This is a genomic window from Mycobacterium simiae, from assembly GCF_008370645.1.
Taxonomy (GTDB): domain Bacteria; phylum Actinomycetota; class Actinomycetes; order Mycobacteriales; family Mycobacteriaceae; genus Mycobacterium; species Mycobacterium simiae_A.
The window spans coordinates 1-19,154 of sequence record NZ_VTZN01000002.1; the positions used below are offsets into that span (position 1 = coordinate 1).

The 19,154-nt window shown below is 64.7% G+C and carries 16 protein-coding genes and 1 tRNA gene; 9 read left to right on the forward strand and 8 right to left on the reverse strand.

Annotated features, from left to right (window positions below; genetic code table 11):
- Positions 1 to 1,124: 1,124 nt before the first annotated feature.
- A tRNA-Tyr gene (locus tag F0Q45_RS00695) sits at positions 1,125 to 1,208 on the reverse strand.
- A gap of 65 nt (positions 1,209 to 1,273) precedes the next feature.
- Here F0Q45_RS00695 and F0Q45_RS00700 point away from each other — a divergent pair.
- On the forward strand, positions 1,274 to 1,765 hold the full coding sequence (locus tag F0Q45_RS00700) for a YajQ family cyclic di-GMP-binding protein (RefSeq protein ID WP_149652072.1): 492 nt from the start codon (positions 1,274 to 1,276) through the stop codon (positions 1,763 to 1,765).
- 116 nt (positions 1,766 to 1,881) lie between these two features.
- Positions 1,882 to 3,357, forward strand: a complete 1,476-nt coding sequence (locus F0Q45_RS00705; protein WP_149652073.1) for a flavin-containing monooxygenase — start codon at positions 1,882 to 1,884, stop codon at positions 3,355 to 3,357.
- Positions 3,358 to 3,385: 28 nt separating this feature from the next.
- Here F0Q45_RS00705 and F0Q45_RS00710 read toward each other — a convergent pair whose 3' ends face one another.
- Positions 3,386 to 4,759 (reverse strand): trypsin-like peptidase domain-containing protein, encoded by a 1,374-nt coding sequence (locus tag F0Q45_RS00710; protein WP_262490813.1) that lies wholly within the window; start codon positions 4,757 to 4,759, stop codon positions 3,386 to 3,388.
- Positions 4,760 to 4,970: 211 nt separating this feature from the next.
- Here F0Q45_RS00710 and F0Q45_RS00715 point away from each other — a divergent pair, with 211 nt between their 5' ends.
- From F0Q45_RS00715 to F0Q45_RS00725, 3 genes are all read left to right on the forward strand, one after another.
- Positions 4,971 to 5,996 (forward strand): NAD(P)H-dependent glycerol-3-phosphate dehydrogenase, encoded by a 1,026-nt coding sequence (locus F0Q45_RS00715; protein WP_149652075.1) that lies wholly within the window; start codon positions 4,971 to 4,973, stop codon positions 5,994 to 5,996.
- A gap of 244 nt (positions 5,997 to 6,240) precedes the next feature.
- Complete coding sequence (locus tag F0Q45_RS00720; protein ID WP_149652076.1) at positions 6,241 to 7,794, forward strand: SulP family inorganic anion transporter; 1,554 nt, start codon at positions 6,241 to 6,243, stop codon at positions 7,792 to 7,794.
- Positions 7,795 to 8,037: 243 nt separating this feature from the next.
- Entirely contained in the window at positions 8,038 to 9,612 is a 1,575-nt protein-coding gene (locus F0Q45_RS00725; protein ID WP_149652077.1) for a SulP family inorganic anion transporter, read from the forward strand.
- Between the two features lie 45 nt (positions 9,613 to 9,657).
- Here the strand turns inward: F0Q45_RS00725 and htpX are convergent, their stop codons facing one another.
- Positions 9,658 to 10,518: a zinc metalloprotease HtpX gene (htpX, locus tag F0Q45_RS00730; RefSeq protein WP_149652078.1), complete on the reverse strand. Its 861-nt coding sequence runs from the start codon at positions 10,516 to 10,518 to the stop codon at positions 9,658 to 9,660.
- Between the two features lie 87 nt (positions 10,519 to 10,605).
- Complete coding sequence (gene grcC1, locus F0Q45_RS00735) at positions 10,606 to 11,613, reverse strand: nonaprenyl/(2E,6E)-farnesyl/geranylgeranyl diphosphat synthase (RefSeq protein WP_149652079.1); 1,008 nt, start codon at positions 11,611 to 11,613, stop codon at positions 10,606 to 10,608.
- Positions 11,614 to 11,628: 15 nt separating this feature from the next.
- Here grcC1 and menJ point away from each other — a divergent pair, with 15 nt between their 5' ends.
- A complete protein-coding gene (gene menJ / locus F0Q45_RS00740) occupies positions 11,629 to 12,855 on the forward strand; it encodes a menaquinone reductase (RefSeq protein WP_149652080.1) in 1,227 nt (408 codons plus the stop codon).
- A 39-nt stretch (positions 12,856 to 12,894) separates the two neighbouring features.
- Positions 12,895 to 13,233 carry a DUF732 domain-containing protein gene (locus tag F0Q45_RS00745; protein WP_149652081.1) on the forward strand — a complete coding sequence of 113 codons (339 nt, stop codon included), beginning with the start codon at positions 12,895 to 12,897 and terminating at the stop codon, positions 13,231 to 13,233.
- On the opposite strand, the gene F0Q45_RS00750 is transcribed toward F0Q45_RS00745, so the two are convergent.
- Positions 13,226 to 13,927 (reverse strand): demethylmenaquinone methyltransferase, encoded by a 702-nt coding sequence (locus F0Q45_RS00750; RefSeq protein WP_149652082.1) that lies wholly within the window; start codon positions 13,925 to 13,927, stop codon positions 13,226 to 13,228. The two genes, F0Q45_RS00745 and F0Q45_RS00750, sit on opposite strands and share 8 nt — an antisense overlap.
- A 350-nt stretch (positions 13,928 to 14,277) precedes the next feature.
- Here F0Q45_RS00750 and F0Q45_RS00760 point away from each other — a divergent pair, with 350 nt between their 5' ends.
- Positions 14,278 to 15,303 carry a TIGR03617 family F420-dependent LLM class oxidoreductase gene (locus F0Q45_RS00760; protein ID WP_149652083.1) on the forward strand — a complete coding sequence of 342 codons (1,026 nt, stop codon included), beginning with the start codon at positions 14,278 to 14,280 and terminating at the stop codon, positions 15,301 to 15,303.
- Positions 15,304 to 15,326: 23 nt separating this feature from the next.
- Positions 15,327 to 15,770 carry a MarR family winged helix-turn-helix transcriptional regulator gene (locus F0Q45_RS00765; protein WP_262490814.1) on the forward strand — a complete coding sequence of 148 codons (444 nt, stop codon included), beginning with the start codon at positions 15,327 to 15,329 and terminating at the stop codon, positions 15,768 to 15,770.
- Positions 15,771 to 15,778: 8 nt separating this feature from the next.
- Here the strand turns inward: F0Q45_RS00765 and F0Q45_RS00770 are convergent, their stop codons facing one another.
- The 3 genes from F0Q45_RS00770 to menD form a co-directional block, all read right to left on the reverse strand.
- Positions 15,779 to 16,924 (reverse strand): glycosyltransferase family 4 protein, encoded by a 1,146-nt coding sequence (locus F0Q45_RS00770; protein WP_149652085.1) that lies wholly within the window; start codon positions 16,922 to 16,924, stop codon positions 15,779 to 15,781.
- A 62-nt stretch (positions 16,925 to 16,986) separates the two neighbouring features.
- A complete protein-coding gene (locus F0Q45_RS00775; protein WP_149652086.1) occupies positions 16,987 to 17,484 on the reverse strand; it encodes a DUF3592 domain-containing protein in 498 nt (165 codons plus the stop codon).
- A complete protein-coding gene (menD, locus tag F0Q45_RS00780; RefSeq protein ID WP_149652087.1) occupies positions 17,481 to 19,118 on the reverse strand; it encodes a 2-succinyl-5-enolpyruvyl-6-hydroxy-3-cyclohexene-1-carboxylic-acid synthase in 1,638 nt (545 codons plus the stop codon). Before menD ends, F0Q45_RS00775 begins: the two co-directional genes overlap by 4 nt.
- Positions 19,119 to 19,154 lie beyond the last annotated feature (36 nt).

Sequence of the window (19,154 nt, forward strand, 5' to 3'; positions counted from 1 at the left end):
GGGCTTTGAGGCCGAATAGGTGCCGGGCTAAACTGGTGGCCTCGCACGAGATGCCGGGCTCGTTACCGCGTGACGTCGGCCCTGGTGCACCCGGTCAGCCTCAAGGGCACACAGAGTCGGCTGGACTTCGGTACGCTCGCCGATACTGCGCTGCCGCGCGAAGTCAAGCCCGTTCGAACCGGTTTCTTTGTCGGTATGCCGATCAGCAACCCCCGATCAAACGCTGGGGGTCAGCACACGAGCAGTTTAGCCCGGTTTGGTCGGCGTTTCGGCTGCGGCGTAGTCAGATTGCCGGTGCGTGGTGTAGTGCCGTGATAGCGACCGCCCTGCGGTATCGGCGCACCTTCATAACCGGGCGGGGTCAACCCCCGACCGTGAGAAACTCGCTCGCGTCATCGGGGAACAATGGCTTGGCACGACTCTTGGCGAAAAAAATCGCTTTCTGCGCAGCGGTCGGTGCGGTATAGCTACTCGAATTCGTCACCTCAACGCACACCGCCGAACCACGTTGGCGCACACCAACACCGAAGCTTAGACGCGGACAATCTGATGGTAGGAGTGCACGAAGATGGTTGAGCGACAGGCAGTATCGGACTTTCTGGCATGAAACGGAGTGAAATCGCGCGAACAGCTTCGTATCACTCCCGCGCTGGGCGCTACGTTACGTACCTGCGTTGCGATTGACGATGAGCACCATGCTGTCATGACGCCACGACATTTGCAGAGGCAGGATGCGCTGGGCGGTCTCCGGCGTGGCGCTGGCACCCTGAATGCAATGACTGTGCATCGCGATAAAACGAATCCATATCGGCGTATTGCAATCCGACACACGCTGCCCATATCCCGTCGGCACTGGCCGACATACCGCACTCGCGACCAAGCAGCGCGGAATACGTGAGTCTTGCGGTCCCTGCAGTCCCCGCCCGCATGCGCCGTCGTCGTGGCCTGGGTCGGTGCAGTGACCGTAACGGCTTGCTGCTCTCAGAGCTGCCACCGCACAGCCGTTGGTAGGCCCGGCGAACTGGCAAACCGATCCGAAGTCTTGATAGCTGCTCCGGATCGCACCTCGTAACAAGATAGCAGGATGGCCCGACCAAAACCCGGGCCTGACCTGCTAAAACCCGTGGTGGCAGGTACAGGATTCGAACCTGTGAAGCTTTCGCGACGGATTTACAGTCCGCTCCCATTGGCCGCTCGGGCAACCTGCCGCCTAGCAGGTTACAACGACCGGGTAGACAAAGCACAAACGGCTATCAAAGAAGGGACGGGCCCAATGGCGGACTCATCGTTCGACATCGTCAGCAAGGTCGACCGGCAAGAAGTCGACAACGCGCTCAACCAAGCCGCCAAGGAGCTGGCCACACGATTCGACTTCCGGGGCACCGACACCAAGATCACCTGGAAGGGCGAGGAGGCCGTCGAGCTCACCTCTTCCACCGAAGAGCGCGTCAAGGCCGCCGTCGACGTTTTCAAAGAAAAGCTGATTCGGCGCGACATCTCGATGAAGGCGTTCGAGGCCGGCGAGCCGCAGGCCTCCGGGAAGACCTACAAGGTGACTGGCGCCATCAAGCAGGGCATCAGCAGCGAGCACGCCAAGAAGATCACCAAGCTGATCCGCGACGAGGGGCCCAAGACTGTCAAGACCCAGATTCAAGGCGACGAAATCCGGGTGACCAGCAAGAAACGCGACGACCTGCAGGCCGTCATCGCGATGCTGAAGAACGCCGACCTCGACGTTGCCCTGCAGTTCGTCAACTACCGGTAACGTCCCTTGGAGGCGAGCGTAACGTTACTGCGAATCCTGGGTCGGTTTCTCGCAGTGCCGTCACGCTCGACGATGATGGGGCTAGTCAAGGCATCCAGAATCAAGCGAGGTTTGGCATGACCGTGAGCCCTTACTTCGACGTCGTCATCGTCGGCGCCGGCATCTCCGGCCTGGGGGCGGCCTACCGCATAAAGCAACGTAACCCCGGGCTGGCCTTCACCATCCTGGAACGACGCGAACGGATCGGCGGCACCTGGGACCTGTTCCGCTACCCGGGCGTGCGCTCCGACAGCAGCATCTTCACGCTGAGCTTCCCCTACGAGCCGTGGACCCGCGAGGAAGGCGTCGCCGACGGCGAGCACATCCGCGAGTACCTGACCGCCACCGCCCACAAACGCGGCATCGACCGCCACATCCAGTTCAACAGCTACGTCCGGGCGGCGGACTGGGATTCGGCCACCGACACCTGGACCGTCACCTTCGAGCAGGACGGCGTCGCGAAGCAGTGCCGCAGCCGCTTCGTGTTCTTCGGCAGCGGCTACTACGACTACGACGAGGGCTACACCCCCGACCTTCCCGGCATCGAACAGTTCGGCGGCACCGTCGTGCATCCCCAGCACTGGCCGGAGGACCTGGACTACGCCGGCAAGAAGGTGGTGGTGATCGGCAGCGGGGCCACTGCGGTTACCCTGATCCCGTCGATGGCAGAACGCGCCGGCAAGGTCACCATGCTGCAGCGCTCGCCGACCTACCTGATCTCGGCGTCCAAGTACAGCAGGGTCGCCACGCTCGCCCGTAAAGTGTTGCCCCGCAGCGCTGCTCATCTGACCATCCGGATGTACAACGCATTGACTGAGGCCGTGCTCTGGTTTCTGTCCCGCAAGCTGCCGGGACTCATGAAGTGGCTGCTGCGGCGCACGGCGATCAAGAACCTGCCCGCCGGCTACGACGTCGACACCCACTTCAAGCCGCACTACGACCCGTGGGACCAGCGGCTGTGCCTAATCCCCGACGCCGACCTCTACGCCGCCATCGGGGACGGCCGCGCCGACGTGGTCACCGACCACATCGACCATGTCGACGCCACCGGCATTGCGCTAAAGTCCGGCCGCCACCTCGACGCCGACATCATCGTCACTGCCACCGGCCTACAGCTGCAGGCGTTAGGCGGTGTCACGATCAGTCTGGACGGCGTCGAGATCAACCCCCGTGACCGCTTCGTCTACAAGGCGCACATGCTAGAAGACGTGCCCAACCTGTTCTGGTGCGTGGGCTACACGAATGCGTCCTGGACATTGCGCGCCGACATCACCGCGCGGGCGACGGCGAAGTTGTTGGCGCATATGGCCGCTCACGGCTACACCCATGCCTACCCGCACCTGGGCGACTTGCCGATGCCCGAGAAGCCCTCGTGGGATATTCAAGCCGGCTATGTGCGACGGGCCCTGCACGCGTTGCCCAAATCCGGCACCAAACGGCCGTGGAATGTGCGGCAGAACTACTTTGCCGACGCCATTGACTACCGCTTCGACCGCATCGCAGAGGCGATGGTGTTCGGCCGCGCCGCCGACCGGGCGGCCATAGCCGGCTAAAGCCGGTTTGAGGGCGGGCTGAACCGGATTACGCGGATTCCCCCAGGGAAATTTTCTTGCCGCAGTGCGGGCAGAACTTTTCGTCCGGTTGATGCGCTGCGCCGCAGTTGGCGCAGTAATGCGGTTCATCCGGCTGCGGCACCGGAACCACGCTGAGAGATCGGACGGCGCCGGATTCGGCATCCAAGCCCTCTTCTGGTAGGGGCTCGGCGACATCGGACTCAGCGGTTTGGGCGGCGGCAAGACGTTGCCGACGGTTTCTCACCACCATGAGGATCACCCAGCCGCCGACGATGAGCACCAACAACACACCGCTTACGAGGTACCACAACAGTTTTGAGCGAACAAACTCCGACGCATCACCGTACTGCTGCCGCAGATTGGCCGCGCTCGTCTTCAGCTCGAGCAACCCGGGATAGTCGGGTGACAGCGCCAAGGCCTCGTCAAAATCCTTGATCGCCTCGGTGTACTGGCCGGAATAGTAATGGCTGAGCCCTTTGCGGTAGTACAGATCGGCGGGTCCGAGCGTCGGCTTGACGGCCTTGGCCGCCAGTATCGCGGCGAGACTATCTGCGGGCGAGATGAAGTTGAACGCCCGGGGTTCGCCTACCGGGCCAAAGCTGTTCACGCCGATCACCTTGCCGTTGAGGTCGACAGTCGGGCCGCCGCTCATCCCATCGGTGACCGCGGCATCGATCTCGTACACCGGACTGGATTCCACGGCCGACTTCTTGCTCACCTTGCCGCTCTTGTTCGTCGGATCTAGGGACGGACCGGTGACCCGTTGCGTGGTTTCCGGGAAGCCGACCGCAAGAACCGGCGTACCGATGCTGACGTTGGCGTCGGTACCTAGCTCGGAGGAGGGCAGATTGTGCTTGTCCACCTTGAGTACAGCGACATCACCTTTGCCCAGCGGCCGAAAATCCACCACGCTGGCGGGCATTTTGTTGGCGACCTTGGTCCCGGTGCCATACGTCAGCACGAGGCTCACTTCGGGCCCCCGGTCGGGGGTCTGGCCCTCGACTCGCGCGTTCTTTACCAACCAGTCCAGCACTGCAGCGGGAATCTGGCCGGCGGGCGAGTCCGGGAATTGAGTGAGGTATTCGCTGACGGCGCGTTTGAGGATCAGCTGCTTGGCGGTCTCGGGATCAACGCAGTGACCCGCAGTCGCCACCCAGCCATCGGGATTGACTACAAAGCCGGTGCAGCTCCATGTTGCGATGAATGGGATATTCGAACCTTCGCCAAACAGCGACAGCATCTGGCCGCTGGGAAGCCTGACCTGGCCGTAAGCTTGGGCTCCGAGCTGCACAACAGCCGGCCGTATCATGGCCGCCGCTTTTTCCTCGGGGTTGGCCTGCGGACGACCGCCATCAGCAGATGCGATGGCCGCCGACCCCACCCACGACAAAGCCGCCGCAGACAGCAAAGCGAACACGCGGTCGACTCGTCGCGACATCATTCCTCATTCCTCCTCGAATGGGGCAGCAAACTTCACGATCCGGCCTCACCACCTCAGCGGGTAGGGGACGAAGTCCCCTACTGAGAGGTCGTTTGCCGGCAGTTCCTCAACCGCTATCCAAATGTTTGGCTGCCGCAATAGGCTGAGCGCCATGGCAGCTGCTATGCGCGAACCCAAAGTCGTTGTCCTCGGTGGCGGTTCCTGGGGAACCACGGTGGCGTCTATTTGTGCGCGGCGCGGACCGACGTTGCAATGGGTGCGCTCTGCGGCCACCGAAAAGGACATCAACGACAATCACCGCAATAGCCGCTACCTCGGCAATGACGTCGTGCTCAGCGAGACCCTGCGCGCCACCACCGATTTCTCCGAGGCCGCCAACTGCGCCGACGTCGTGGTCATGGGCGTCCCCTCCCATGGCTTCCGCGGCGTGCTTACCGAGCTGAGCAAGAAGCTGCGGCCCTGGGTGCCGGTGGTGTCGCTGGTCAAAGGGCTCGAGCAGGGCACCAACATGCGGATGTCGCAAATCATCGAAGAGATCCTGCCGGGTCATCCGGCCGGTATCCTGGCCGGCCCGAACATCGCCCGGGAGGTCGCCGAGGGCTACGCGGCCGCCGCGGTGCTGGCCATGCCCGATCAGCATCTGGCAACCCGGCTGGCTGCGTTATTCCGCACTCGGCGGTTTCGTGTCTACACCACCGACGACGTCGTCGGGGTCGAGATGGCGGGCGCACTCAAGAACGTCTTCGCCATCGCCGCCGGGATGGGCTACTCGCTAGGCATCGGCGAGAACACCCGCGCCATGGTGATCGCCCGCTCGCTGCGCGAGATGACCAAGCTGGGCGTAGCAGTCGGCGGGCAGACCGAAACGTTCCCCGGCCTGGCCGGGCTCGGCGATCTGATCGTCACCTGCACCAGCCAGCGCAGCCGCAACCGACACGTCGGCGAACAACTGGGCGCCGGCAAGCCCATCGACGAGATCATCGCCTCGATGAACCAGGTCGCCGAGGGCGTCAAGGCCGCCAGCGTCGTCATGGAGTTCGCCAACGAGTTCGGCCTGAACATGCCGATCGCCCGCGAGGTCGACGCGGTGATCAACCACGGATCAAGTGTCGAGCAGGCTTACCACGGCCTAATCGCCGAGGTGCCCGGACACGAGGTGCACGGGTCAGGATTCTAGTGCTAGCCTGGCGTACTGCATGGTCAGCGCCTATCGAACCGGAAATCTGCGTTCGGTATGTGCGCTGCATGTCAGCTTGACCCCTGTTTCGCCGCCCGCTTACTGTCGAGGCAGCAGCAACCGCCGGTCGATAACTCTCAAGCCGATTGTATTTATTGGTGCGCCAACAATTTACGAGTAGGTACCAAGGTGTTACGGGGCGGATAAATGGACCGTCCCCCGCTATAACTGACGAGGAATATTGATGCAGCCCATCGAACGACACGGCAGCGACGCCAGTGACCAGGGGCCGCCAGTGTCGCGAAGTGAGCGAGTGCGATCAGTCATCCGCCACGACCTGCCTGCCTCGATTGTGGTTTTTTTGATCGCACTTCCGCTCTCGGTGGGCATCGCGATCGCTTCGGACGCACCGGTGCTTTCGGGCCTGATTTCGGCAGTCGTCGGAGGACTCATCCTCGGATTCATAGGTGGGTCGCCGTTGTCGGTGAGTGGTCCCGCGAATGGGTTGATGGTCGTTACCGCCGGTCTCGTCGCCCAGTTCGGTTGGCGGGTGACGTGTTTGATCACCGTGGCCGCGGGTGTCCTGCAACTCATTTTGGGGCTCAGCCGGATTGCGCGAGCGGTGCTGGCGATCTCCCCGGTCGTCGTGCACGCGATGCTTGCCGGCATCGGAATCACGATCGCCCTTCAACAAACGCACGTCCTGCTGGGCGGGGCGTCGCACAGCACATCGTGGGAAAACGTCGTTGAGCTGCCGGCACAAATTCTTGGCGCGCACAAGCCCGGAATGTTCCTGGGCGTGTTGGTGATCGCCATCATGATCGCCTGGCGCTGGGCACCGGCCAAACTGGCTCCCATTCCAGGTCCACTGGTCGCCATTGTGATAGCCACCACCATCTCGGTGGTCTTCCCGTTCGACTTGGCCCGGATAACGCTCACCGGTTCGCCGCTCGACGCGTTCGCGCTGCCGGGCCTTCCCGACGGCAAGTGGGGCGCCTTCGCGGTCAGCGTCCTCACCGTTGCCTTTATTGCGACCGTCGAGAGCCTGCTGGCATCGGTGTCAATCGACAGAATGCACCACGGGGCGCCCACCAACTTCAACCGCGAGTTGGCCGGACAGGGTGTTGCGAACATCACCTCCGGGATGATCGGCGGACTTCCCATCGCTGCCGCCATCGTCCGCAGCTCCGCCAATGTTCAGGCCGGAGCCAGAAGCCGTGCTTCGACGATCATGCACAGCGTCTGGATCCTGGTCTTCACGCTGTTCTTCGCCGGGTTGATCCAACAGATCCCTACCGCCGCTCTTGCCGGCCTGCTTGTTTTCGTCGGGATCAGGCTGCTGCAGCCCGCCCATATCGAAACCGCCATGCGAAACGGGGACCTAGCCGTCTATCTGGTGACCGTCGTCGGTGTCGTGTTCCTCAATCTTATGCAGGGCGTGCTGATCGGACTGGTGCTGGCCATCGCGCTGACCGCCTGGCGGGTGATGTGGTTCCGGATCCACGCTCAGCCCGCCGGTGACGAATGGCGCGTGGTCGTCGAAGGGGCAGCCACCTTCCTCTCCCTGCCTCGGCTGACCCAGGTGCTGGCGTCCATTCCCGCGGGCAAAACGGTCAACGTCACCATGTCGGTTATCTACCTCGATCACGCCGCGCATCAGGCGATCGCCGATTGGCAGCGACGGCATCAGACGACTGGTGGGGTGGCTCACATCCACGGCGGAGTCCATACCGGCCACCGTGCTCGCCGGGCGATGGACGACCTCATCGAACCCGAAGGACCCCAAACGGTTGCCTAGCGACGGTCTGGCTGCTCGCTCACCGTCGCATAAAAATTTGCGTTCGCTATGCAGCGAGCGCGTCCGGTTGACCAGTACACGGCCCGCAAATACCGTCAGACTCCGTAGCTAGCCAGGGCGTTACAGCCTCGGACATTGGCGTTTGGGAATCGTAACCGACTGTGCACCAAACATTTACGGCTATGTTGCGTGCTAGGGGGCGAGAATATCGGAACTTCCCCCACGGAAACGAGGAAGCGACCGATGCAACATGCACACCAGCGCGGCGCGCCGGAGCTTGACCGCGGCGATCAGGTCGAACCTGACCAAACCACCGATCCTCGGTCACGAAAAAATCGAGTTCAATCAGTCATCCGCCACGACCTGCCGTCTTCGCTTGTTGTTTTCCTGGTTGCGCTGCCCTTGTCTTTGGGCATCGCCATCGCATCCGATGCACCGGTACTCGCAGGTCTGATTGCCGCGATCGTCGGCGGCATCGTCGGCGGAGCTATCGGCGGATCACCGCTGCAGGTTAGTGGGCCCGCAGCCGGGCTGACTGTTGTAGTAGCCGATCTTATCTCCGAGTTCGGCTGGGGATTAACTTGTTTCATCACCGTGATCGCAGGCGCCACGCAAGTACTGTTGGGGTTCTGTCGGGTTGCACGGGCCGCCCTTGCGATCTCGCCGGTGGTCGTGCATGCGATGCTGGCCGGCATCGGAATCACTATCGCCCTTCAACAAACACACGTGTTGCTCGGTGGCGAGTCCCATAGCTCAGCCTGGGCGAACGTGACCGCGCTACCAGCCCAAGTTCTCGGGGCGCACAAGCCTGGAGTGATCCTGGGTCTGCTGGTGATCGCCATCATGGTGGCCTGGCGCTGGGCACCCGCCAAGTTGGCTGCCGTTCCCGGTCCCTTGGTGGCCGTCGTGGTGGTCACCGTTGCATCAGTGGTATTTCCGTTTCACGTGTCGCGGATCGCGCTCGAGGGTTCACTGCCCGATGCATTGCAGCTTCCTGCAATTCCGCACGGAAACTGGGGCGCCGTCGCGATCGGCGTCATCACAGTCACACTGATCACCAGTGTCCAAAGTCTGCTGACGGCGGTCGCGACGGACAAGATGCACAGTGGTCCTCGTTCCGAGTTGGACCGAGAGCTGATCGGACAGGGTGCCTCGAACATGGTGTCGGGAGCAATCGGGGGTCTTCCCATCGCTGGCGTCATCGTCCGCACCTCCGCAAATATCAAGGCAGGCGCCAAGACTCGCGCTTCGACCATCTTGCACGGGTTCTGGGTAATGCTATTTGCGCTTCCGTTCGCCGGGCTCATCGAACTGATTCCCAGTGCCGCGCTCGCCGGTCTGCTCATCGTCATCGGCATTCAGCTACTGCAGCCGGCCCACATCGAAACCGCGGTTAAAACTGGCGATTTCGCTATCTACCTGGTGACAATCGTCGCCGTCGTATTCCTCAATCTCCTCCATGGGGTGATGATCGGACTCGTTTTGGCCATCGCCGTGACCGGATGGCGGGTGATACAGGCCAGGATTGACGCGCACCCGATCGACGACGAATGGCGGGTGGTAGTGGAGGGGACATGCACCTTCTTGGCGCTGCCCCGGCTTACGCAGGTGCTGGCTTCGATCCCCGAACGCACTACGGTGACTTTGCTGATCGCGGTCAACTACCTCGATCACGCTGCGCACCAAGCGATTACCGACTGGCAGCGTCAGCACCACGACACCGGCGGCAAAGTACACGTACGGGGCGCCCTCAAGAGGGGCCATTCGGCGCGCAGAGAACACCTCATCGAAGGGGAATCGTCGGAAGCTGCCGCCTGATTGGCGATCCGCCAGCTTCTGAGCGTGCTTCGCCAGCCGCAATGGCTAGCCGCGCGCCATGGCTTCCAAGCGGCGGATGCGGTCTTCGATCGGCGGGTGCGTCGCGAACAACGACCCGATCCGCTCCCCCGCACGAAACGGGTTGGCGATCATCAGGTGAGCCTGGCTAGCCAGCTGCGGCTCCGGTGGTAGCGGTGCCATTTGCACGCCGCCGGAGATCTTGCGCAAGGCCGACGCCAACGCCAGCGGGTCGCCGGTCAACACCGCGCCCGATTCGTCGGCCTGGTATTCACGCGATCGCGACACCGCCAGCCGCACTACCGTCGCGGCGATCGGGCCCAGCAGCGACACGAGCAGCAGCGCAAAAGGGTTGCTGTTTTCCCGATTGCCGCCAAACATCCCCATCCACATGGCCATGTTGGCCAGGGCGGTGATCACCGACGCCAGCGCGCCCGCAATACAGGAGATCAGGATGTCGCGGTTGTAAACGTGGGATAGCTCGTGTCCCAGCACGGCGCGCAATTCACGCTCGTTGAGGATCTGCAGGATGCCCGTCGTGCAGCACACGGCGGCGTTGCGGGGATTGCGGCCGGTGGCGAAGGCATTGGGCGCAGCGGTGTCGCTGATGTACAGCCGCGGCATCGGCTGGTGGGCACTGGTGGCCAACTCGCGCACGATCCGATACATCGCCGGCGCCTGCAGCTCCGAAACCGGCTGCGCGTGCATCGCCCGCAGGGCCAGCTTGTCGCTGTTGAAGTAGACATAGACATTCATCCCAACGGCAAACAGCGTGGCCAGGATCAACGCCGTCCGGCCGAACAGCGCGCCGACCAGCACGATCAGGGCGGACATACCGACCAACAGCAAAAATGTCTTCAGCCGGTTGGCATGCGGATGCCAGGTCATCAGTGTGTGTCCTCCTACGAACACCTCGGGTTGGGCGATTACTGCTGAGTCAACGCCCGAAACCGCCCACGGGTTCCGCAGCGGCCGCTAGCCGTGCCGGCTGACGGTGTATTCGACCAGTGCGGCCAGGGCCTGGCGGCCCGGCACATCAGGCAGCAGATCCAGCTCATGACGCGCCGCAGCCGCGTATTGCCCCAGCACTTGCTTTGCTTTGGCCATCCCCGACGACGCCCGCAACAGCAACAGCGCCTCGAGCACCGCGTCGTCATCGTGGATGGGTCCGGCGAGCAAGGTACGCAGCCGCGCGCCATCGGGTCCGCGCTCCTGCAGCGCGTAGAGCATCGGCAAGGTGCGCACCCCTTCACGCAGATCGGTGCCAGGTAGCTTGCCGGACTCCTCCGACGCGCTGTCGATGTCGATGATGTCGTCGGCGATCTGGAACGCGGTGCCCACGATGCCGCCGAGCCGGCTCAGCCGCTCCACCTGCTCCCCGGCTGCGCCGGAGAACATGCCACCGAACCGCCCCGCGGCTCCGATCAGACACCCGGTCTTCTCATCGACAACCTTCAAGTACTGCTCGATCAGGTTCACCCCCTCGGAGGCACCGCGGGTCTCGCGCATCTGCCCGGTAACCAGCTGAGCGAAGGTGTCGGCGACGATGCGCACCGCCTCCGGCCCCAGCCGCGATACCAGACGCGAGGCCGTCGCCAGCAGGTAGTCGCCGGCCAGTATGGCGACGTTGTTGCCCCAGCGGGCGTTGGCGCTGGGGGCACCGCGGCGGACCTTCGCCTCGTCCATCACATCGTCGTGGTACAGCGTCGCCAGGTGGATCAGTTCGACCACCGCGCCGGCAACGACCACGTCCTCGGTGTCCGGGTTGGGCCCGACCTGGGCGGACAGCACGGTAAACAGCGGTCGGAAGCGCTTGCCGCCAGCCTTGAACAGGTGCAGTAGGGAGTCGGTCATCACCTCGTCGGCGCCGCGCAACTCGGTATCCATGAGCTGCTCGATCCGGGCAACACCGTCACGCACAGCTGTGGCGAATTGGGCGTCACCCAAATCGACGCCTGCCACCACCGTCGCCGGAGTTCTCATTCGACCAACATACTGGTGGGCGTGAAGACCAGTGCTGACCTGGTAGTGGTGGGCGCCGGACCGGCCGGGTCGGCGGCGGCCGCCTGGGCTGCCCGCGCCGGCCTGGATGTGCTCGTCATCGATTCCGCCAGCTTCCCCCGCGACAAGGCCTGCGGCGACGGCCTGACCCCGCGTGCGATCGGCGAACTGGAACGGCTGGGGCTCGGCGAGTGGCTGGCCGGCCACATCCGCCATCGCGGCCTGCGTCTGAGCGGATTCGGCGGCGAGCTGGAAGTCGCCTGGCCCGGCCCGTCGTTTCCGCGCTACAGCACTGCGGTGGCCCGCACCGAACTGGACGAACGCATCCGCAAGGTCGCCGAGGATCGCGGAGCGCGCATGTTGCTTGGCATCAAAGCCATTGGCGTACACCATGACTCGTCGAGACGCGTGGTATCGGTAACCTTGGCTGACCGTGCCGAGGTGCCCTGCCGGCAGTTGATCGTCGCCGACGGGGCCCGGTCGTCGCTGAGCCGCAAGCTGGGCCGGCGCTGGCATCAGGAGACGGTGTATGGCATCGCTGCTCGGGGATACTTGGGCTCGGCGCGCGCGAATGAGCCGTGGCTGACGTCGCATCTGGAACTGCGCTCCCCCGACGGCGCGGTGCAGCCGGGCTACGGCTGGATTTTCCCGCTGGGCAACGGCGAAGTGAACATCGGCGTCGGAGCACTCTCCACCACGAAGCGGCCCGCCCAGTTGGCGCTGCGGCCGCTGATGTCGTATTACACCGATCTGCGCCGCGACGAGTGGGGCTTCACCGGCGAGCCCCGGGCCGTGGCTTCGGCGTTGCTGCCGATGGGCGGCGCGGTGTCCGGGGTAGCCGGACCAAATTGGATGCTGATCGGTGATGCCGCGGCCTGCGTCAACCCGCTCAACGGCGAAGGCATCGATTACGGGCTGGAGACGGGTCGCCTGGCCGCCGAGGTACTGGGCTCGGGTGACCTGTCGCGGCTGTGGCCTTCGTTGCTGCGTAACCACTACGCTCGGGGATTCTCAGTGGCGCGCCGGCTGGCGTTATTGCTGACGTTCCAACGGTTCCTGCCCGCGATCGGGCCCGTCGTGATCCGCTCCAGCGCTTTGATGACGATCGCGGTGCGGGTGATGGCCAATCTGGTTACCGAGGAAGACGACGATTGGGTGGCGCGAGTGTGGCATGGCTCGGGTCGGGCGTCGCGGCTGATCGATCGCCGGCCACCGTTCAGCTGAGCCCACCCGCCACCGGCGACGAGGAGTATAGTCCGGCTAATGAAGGCAACGGGGCTGGCTCTCATTACCTCGGTGGCCGCGCTCGCCATCGGACTGGCTGCGCCCGCACGGGCCGACGACTACGACTACACCTTCAAGCAAACCGTCAACCGCTTCGGCGTTTACGGCCCGCAGGACCAGCTCGCGTGGCTGGGCAAGATCAGCTGCGAGCGGCTGGAGAGGGGCGTCGACGGCGATGCCTACAAGTCGGCCGCCTTCTTGCAGCGCAACCTGCCGCGCGGCACCACTCAAGGGCAGGCGTTGCAGTTCCTGGGTGCCGCGATCGACCACTACTGCCCCGAGCAGATCGGGGTGCTGCAGCGGGTCGGCACTAGCTAATCAGGTTGCGCGGCTTATGCCCGGCATGCAAGGCCACGATTCCGCCGCTCAGGTTGCGCCACCGCACCCCTGACCACCCGGCCCGCGAAATCTGCTGCGCCAGCGCCGCCTGGTCCGGCCAGGCCCGGATCGACTCGGCAAGGTACACGTAGGCCTCGGGGTTGCTGGACACCGCTCGCGCCACTCGCGGCAACGCCTGCATCAGGTATTCCTTGTAGACAGTGGCGAACAATGCGCTTGTGGGCGTAGAGAATTCGCACACCACCAACCGGCCACCGGGGCGGGTGACGCGCGCCATCTCGCGCAGCGCGATGGGAAAGTCGGCGACGTTGCGCAGCCCGAAGCTGATGGTGACCGCGTCGAATACCGCGTCGGCGAACGGCAGGCGGGTGGCGTCAGCGGCGACCTTGGGCACCTTGCGGGCGCTGCCGGCCGCAAGCATCCCGACGGAAAAGTCGGCGGCCACGCACCACGCGCCAGACTTTGCGAGCTCCACCGTGGAGACGGCCGTACCCGCGGCCAGATCCAGCACGTTGTCGCCGGGACCGATCCGCAACGCCGACCGGGTGGCCCGCCGCCAGTACCGGTCCTGGCCCAGCGACAGCACAGTGTTGGTCAGGTCGTAGCGACGGGCGACCCCGTCGAACATCGACGCGACGTCCCGGGGGTCCTTGTCTAGCGCCGCGCGACTCACGCCTGAGACGCTACCCTGCGGTACTGCCGGTATCGGCGCTGGACGTGTTCCTGCCGGACTCTGATCTGCTGGCGCCGTTCCCTCCGCAGCGACGGTGCAGGTTGGCGCACGCCCGCGACGGCACCTTTACGACAGCGGCTTTCGGTAGTTCGGGCGCCGGTATGGAAGAGGTCCAGCGCAAAGCCAGGAAACCGCTGAGGCGACCGGCTCAAAACCGGTAGCGACTACAGATGTGGTTGGCTAGTCGAGGGATTCGGCCCCACAGATTGGACAGATGGAAGCCCAGGTATCGGTGCCACACCACCAGATTTATTTGACTATGTCAAATAAATGCGGTTATTCTCGCGCACATGAAAGTCTTCGCTGCGATGGCTCCGGAGCTGCCCTTGGCCGAGGTCCCTGGATACGCGCGCCGGGTGGAACGGCTGGGATTCGACGGCGTGCATGTCGCGGAGACAATCCACGATTCGATGGCGACGGCGTTGCTGGCCGTGGAGCACACCACACGCATCACGGTGCGTACCGCGGTGACGTTGGCGTTCGTGCGCAGCCCGACGCTGGTGGCTTATGCTGCCTGGGATTTGGCGGTGCTGTCCGGCGGGCGATTTGAACTGGGGCTGGGAACGCAGATCAGGCAGAACATCCAGGACCGCTTCGGCATGCCCTGGACTGAGCCGCGCGCCCGGATGGCCGAGTATGTCGCTGTCTTGACGGCCCTGTTCGAGGCGTTCCGGACTGGGGAAAGTGTGCATTACGAAGGCGATTGCTACCGGGTTACCCGTCTGCAGCCGTATTTCAATCCGGGACCGAAGGACATTGCAGCGCCACATATCTGGTTGGGCGCGGTCAACGCTGGCATGTGCGAGCTGGCCGGTGCAACCGCGCACGGCGTGGTAACCCATTCCACCAACTCCGACCCGGACTATCTGCGTGCAGTGGTACGCCCGGCACTTGAGGGTGGCGCCCGCGGACGCGACAGGCAGCCATTACTTATCGCGTCGACCGCGATAGCAACCGGCAGCACCGACGCGGCGGTCGCCCGGGAACGCGAGCGCCAACGCCGCATGCTGGCCTTCTTGTTGTCCACGCCAGCGTATGCGCCGGCGCTGCAGCGGCGCGGCTGGACCGAATTGGCCGGCCGGCTGCGTACCCTGACGCACCAGCGGCGCTGGGACGAATTGCCCACGGTGCTCAACGATGTCGCTCTGGATGAACTTCTGACTTGCGGTCGCTACGATGAGCTGCCGCAGCTCCTGCACACCAAGTACGCCAGTGTCGCGGACGGGGTGGTGCTGCCCCCGTTGGGTGATGACGACGATCGGCCGATCCGGCAGTGCGTCGAAAGCCTCAAGACCATGGGGACGAAGCGAACGTGACAGCCTCCCGCAAGCTGGATACGGTGGCCGCCATTAGTGCCACCCTCGCCCAAATCGTGCGGCTCAGCGTGAGTCGTTCGGCGTTCGCCGGCCAGGCTTCGGCCGCCGATACCGAGTTGTCGCAGCCCTCCTATGTGCTGCTTCGCGTCTTGATTGATGCGGGGCCGCTACCGCAGAGTCGCTTGGCCCGGTTGGCGCACATGGATGCCGGAATGGCGACTCGCCGGGTGCGGGCCCTGGTTGACGCCGGGCTGGTCACGCGATGCGCTGATCCACATGACGGGCGGATTTGGGTGATCGAGGCGACCGCGGAGGGCCAACACGCCGCCGCGGCCTTGCACGAGGTGCGTAGAGATCACTTGGCGCGGGCACTCTCGGGGTGGTCGGCGGCCGAGCTTCGGGAGTTCAACCGACTCCTGACAAAGTTTCTCAACGACACCAAAAAGACTCCGATCGTCGAAACCTGATGCAGTCCTTAGGCGTGTCGCCGGCGCCGCCACGGGTCGCGCGCGGACGGCAACAGCACCTGCTCGTAGTGGCCGAGCAGCTCGTCGCAGAGCACCGGCCAACCCCGACCAAGTACGCTGCGCCGCGCAGCCAGCGCGTAGCGGTGGCGTTCCTGGACCAGGTGGGCGACCGCGGCCGGCAACCGGGCCTCGAATTCGGCGACCGGAAGCAGCAGCCCGGTACGTTGCGGAGTGACCAGATCGCGTGGGCCGCCGGCGTCGGGGGCAATTACCGGCAGCCCCGACGCCAGCGCTTCCTGCACGACTTGGCAAAACGTCTCGTGCTCGCCGGTATGCACCAAGACGTCCATGCTGGCATATGCCCTCGCGAGCTCGGCGCCATACAGCGCACCGGTGAAAACCGCTGTCGGCATGCGGCTTTGCAGCTTGGCCCGGTCGACTCCAGCGCCAACGACGACCAGTTGCACCGCGCCCCCGGTCGACAGGTCCACGAGCCGCTCGACATGCTTTTCCGGGGCCAGCCGGCCGACAAAACCGACGATAGGCCTGCCGTCCGGTGACCATCGTCGCCGCAGCCTGTCGTCTCGCTGGGACGGCGCGAACCGGTAGATGTCGACCCCCCGTGCCCACCGGTAAACCCGGGGAAATCGTTGAACGGCAAGGGTTTCCATCGTAGCGGTGGATGGCGCCAGAGTGCGGTCGGCCAAGCTGTGCAGATGGCGAAACCAGGCCCACGCGGCACGAGACGTCAGCGGAATGCCGTAACTGGACGCGAAACCTGGCACGTCGGTCTGATACACCGCAACCGTGGGCACGCCGAGCCGGCGGGCCGCGCGCAGCCCGCCGTAACCCAGCAAGGCCGGTGACGCCAGATGCACCACGTCGGGGCCGAAGCCGCGCAGCACCCCAAGGATTCGCGGAGTGGGCACACCCAGCGGCAGCGTGGTCACCTTAGGGAACATCCGCGCCGGCACCCGGTGCACCCGAATGCCGTCGTGCAGCCGGTCGGCGCGCGGCTTACCGGGAGGGTTATCCGGAGCGATCACCAGGGTTTCGTGACCGGTCCGGCGCAGCTGCGCGAGGATGTGCAGCACCGAGTTGCTGACACCGTTGACGTTCGGGAGGAACGATTCGGCAACGATCGCAACGCGCACGCGACCACAGTCTCAGCGTCGACTGTCGGCAAGGTTGCCTGGTGGCATACACGGCGCGAAATCTAACCGGCCTGCCTGTTCAGCCGCCGGTCCAGCAATGCCAGAGCGACCAGTGCGACCACCGCGGCCAGCCAGGCCACTACCGCGATCGACCCGGCAGGAATGATGGCCAGCCCGGCGTCACGGTGCTGCACCCGGACCAGGTTGGGATCTCGCTTGTTGTATTCGACGTAGATCCGCATACCGGTGGCCAGTTCGGACGGATAGAGCACCCCGAGCTCGGGCCGGTAGGTGACCCGGTCGGGGGTGACGAATTCGATGGTCGAACGTCGCGGTCCCGCGCTGAGTACCTCGGCCTGGGCAACCCCCATGTTGTGATCGATGGCCAGGTCGTTGCGCCAGGCACCGGCCACCAGCAGCATCGACTGCAGGGTCACGAGCGTGGTAGCGATCAGGACAGCGATCCGCGCCCAGCGCACCGCTCTCCTGACCGGAGTGTCCGTCATAGCTTCGCTAGTGCCATGAATCATGATGCGCAGCAATAGTTTCGGCGATCTCACAAGGCGGCCTTAATCGCAGCATGCAATCCTCGCAGCGACGAGCGATCGGCTTTGACCTCGAGCACGCGCGGGCCCGCGTTGGGTTCACCCAGCGCAGCTGACAACTGGCCGGCCTCGATCTGCCGGCTTTCCACGTGGTACGCACGGCACAGCGCGCCCACGTCGACGTCATGCGGGGTGCCGAAGATCCGTGACGACACGTCGGAAAATCGCGGGTCGCCCTGCTCGAGCAGTTCAAAGATGCCGCCGCCGTTGTCGTTCGACACCACGATCGTGAGCCGCCGCGGTATCGGTTCGGTGGGGCCGATGAGCAACCCGGAACTGTCGTGGACGAAGGTCAGGTCGCCGATCAGGGCGATAGTGCGTCCCTGATAGGCCTTCTCATAAGCCAGGGCCGCCCCGATGGCCGTGGACACCGTGCCGTCGATACCAGCGACGCCGCGGTTGGACCGTACCTGGATGCCCTCGGTGTTCAGGCCGACCAGGGCGGCGTCGCGCACCGGGTTGGATGCTCCAAGCACGAGCTGGTCGCCAGGCCGCAGCGCGTCTGCCACCGCCGCCGCGACGTGCAGACCCGTGATCAGCGGATGCGCCGCAAGTTGCGCGCGCACCGCGGCGACCGCGTGGCGGTTCAACTCCGCACAGCGATACAGCCACTTCGGGTTGGGCGTGCCGGTGACGAGCGCGCGGGTGCCGGTGGCCTGCGAGTTGCCTGAGACATCGGGCCAGCGCGGTCCGGTGGTCAGCGCATACACCGGCACTCCTGCGTCGGCCAGCAGCGCTGATACCGGGCGATGCAGTGTCGGGCGACCCAGCATGATCACCTGCTGGGGCCGCAGCAGCCGCAGGGCCAGCGGGTGCAGCGGGTTGGGCGCATACGGGGCCGTCGGCTCGGCGACTGTGGGCAGATCCGCGAGGTTGGGGTGCATGCCGGCTCCATGCCCGGAGATGACGACGGTATCTGCCGATATGTCGACTTGCAGCGGCTGGTCAAAGGTGACCGGCGGCATGTAGGTCCACGACTTGCCATCCGGCCGGCCCGGCGGGACCACGGCGCCGTCCGGTTGCGGGTCGGGCACCAGCGGTTCACGCAGCGGGATGTCGAAATGCACCGGTCCCGCGTTCGCGGTGCGCGAACCGTTGGCGGCCGCCAATACTCGGCAGGTGGCCGATCGCCATGTCGCGTTCAGGGCAGGCAGCCGTTCGGGCGCGTCCTCAGCCAGGCCCAGACTGATAGTCGCGCGGACTTGACTGCCGAAGTAGCCCAGCTGCTCCATGGTCTGGTTGGCGCCGGTGCCCAGCAATTCGTAGGGCCGGTTGGCCGAAAGCACGATCAGCGGTACCCGCGCGTAGTTGGCCTCCACCACAGCCGGGCCGAGGTTGGCGACCGCGGTACCCGACGTCATTGCGACGCACACCGGCGCGCCTACCCCGATCGCCAGCCCGATGGCCAGGTAGCCGGCGGTGCGTTCGTCGATGCGGACGTGCAACCGGACGCGGCCGGCCCGGTCGGCGTCATGCAGCGCGAATGCCAGCGGTGCGTTTCGTGATCCCGGGCATAGCACCACATCACGGACCCCACCGCGAATGAGCTCGTCGACGACGACACGAGCCTGGGTCGTCGACGGGTTCACCAGTACAGGGTGTCACAACCCGACGCTCAGGCGCTC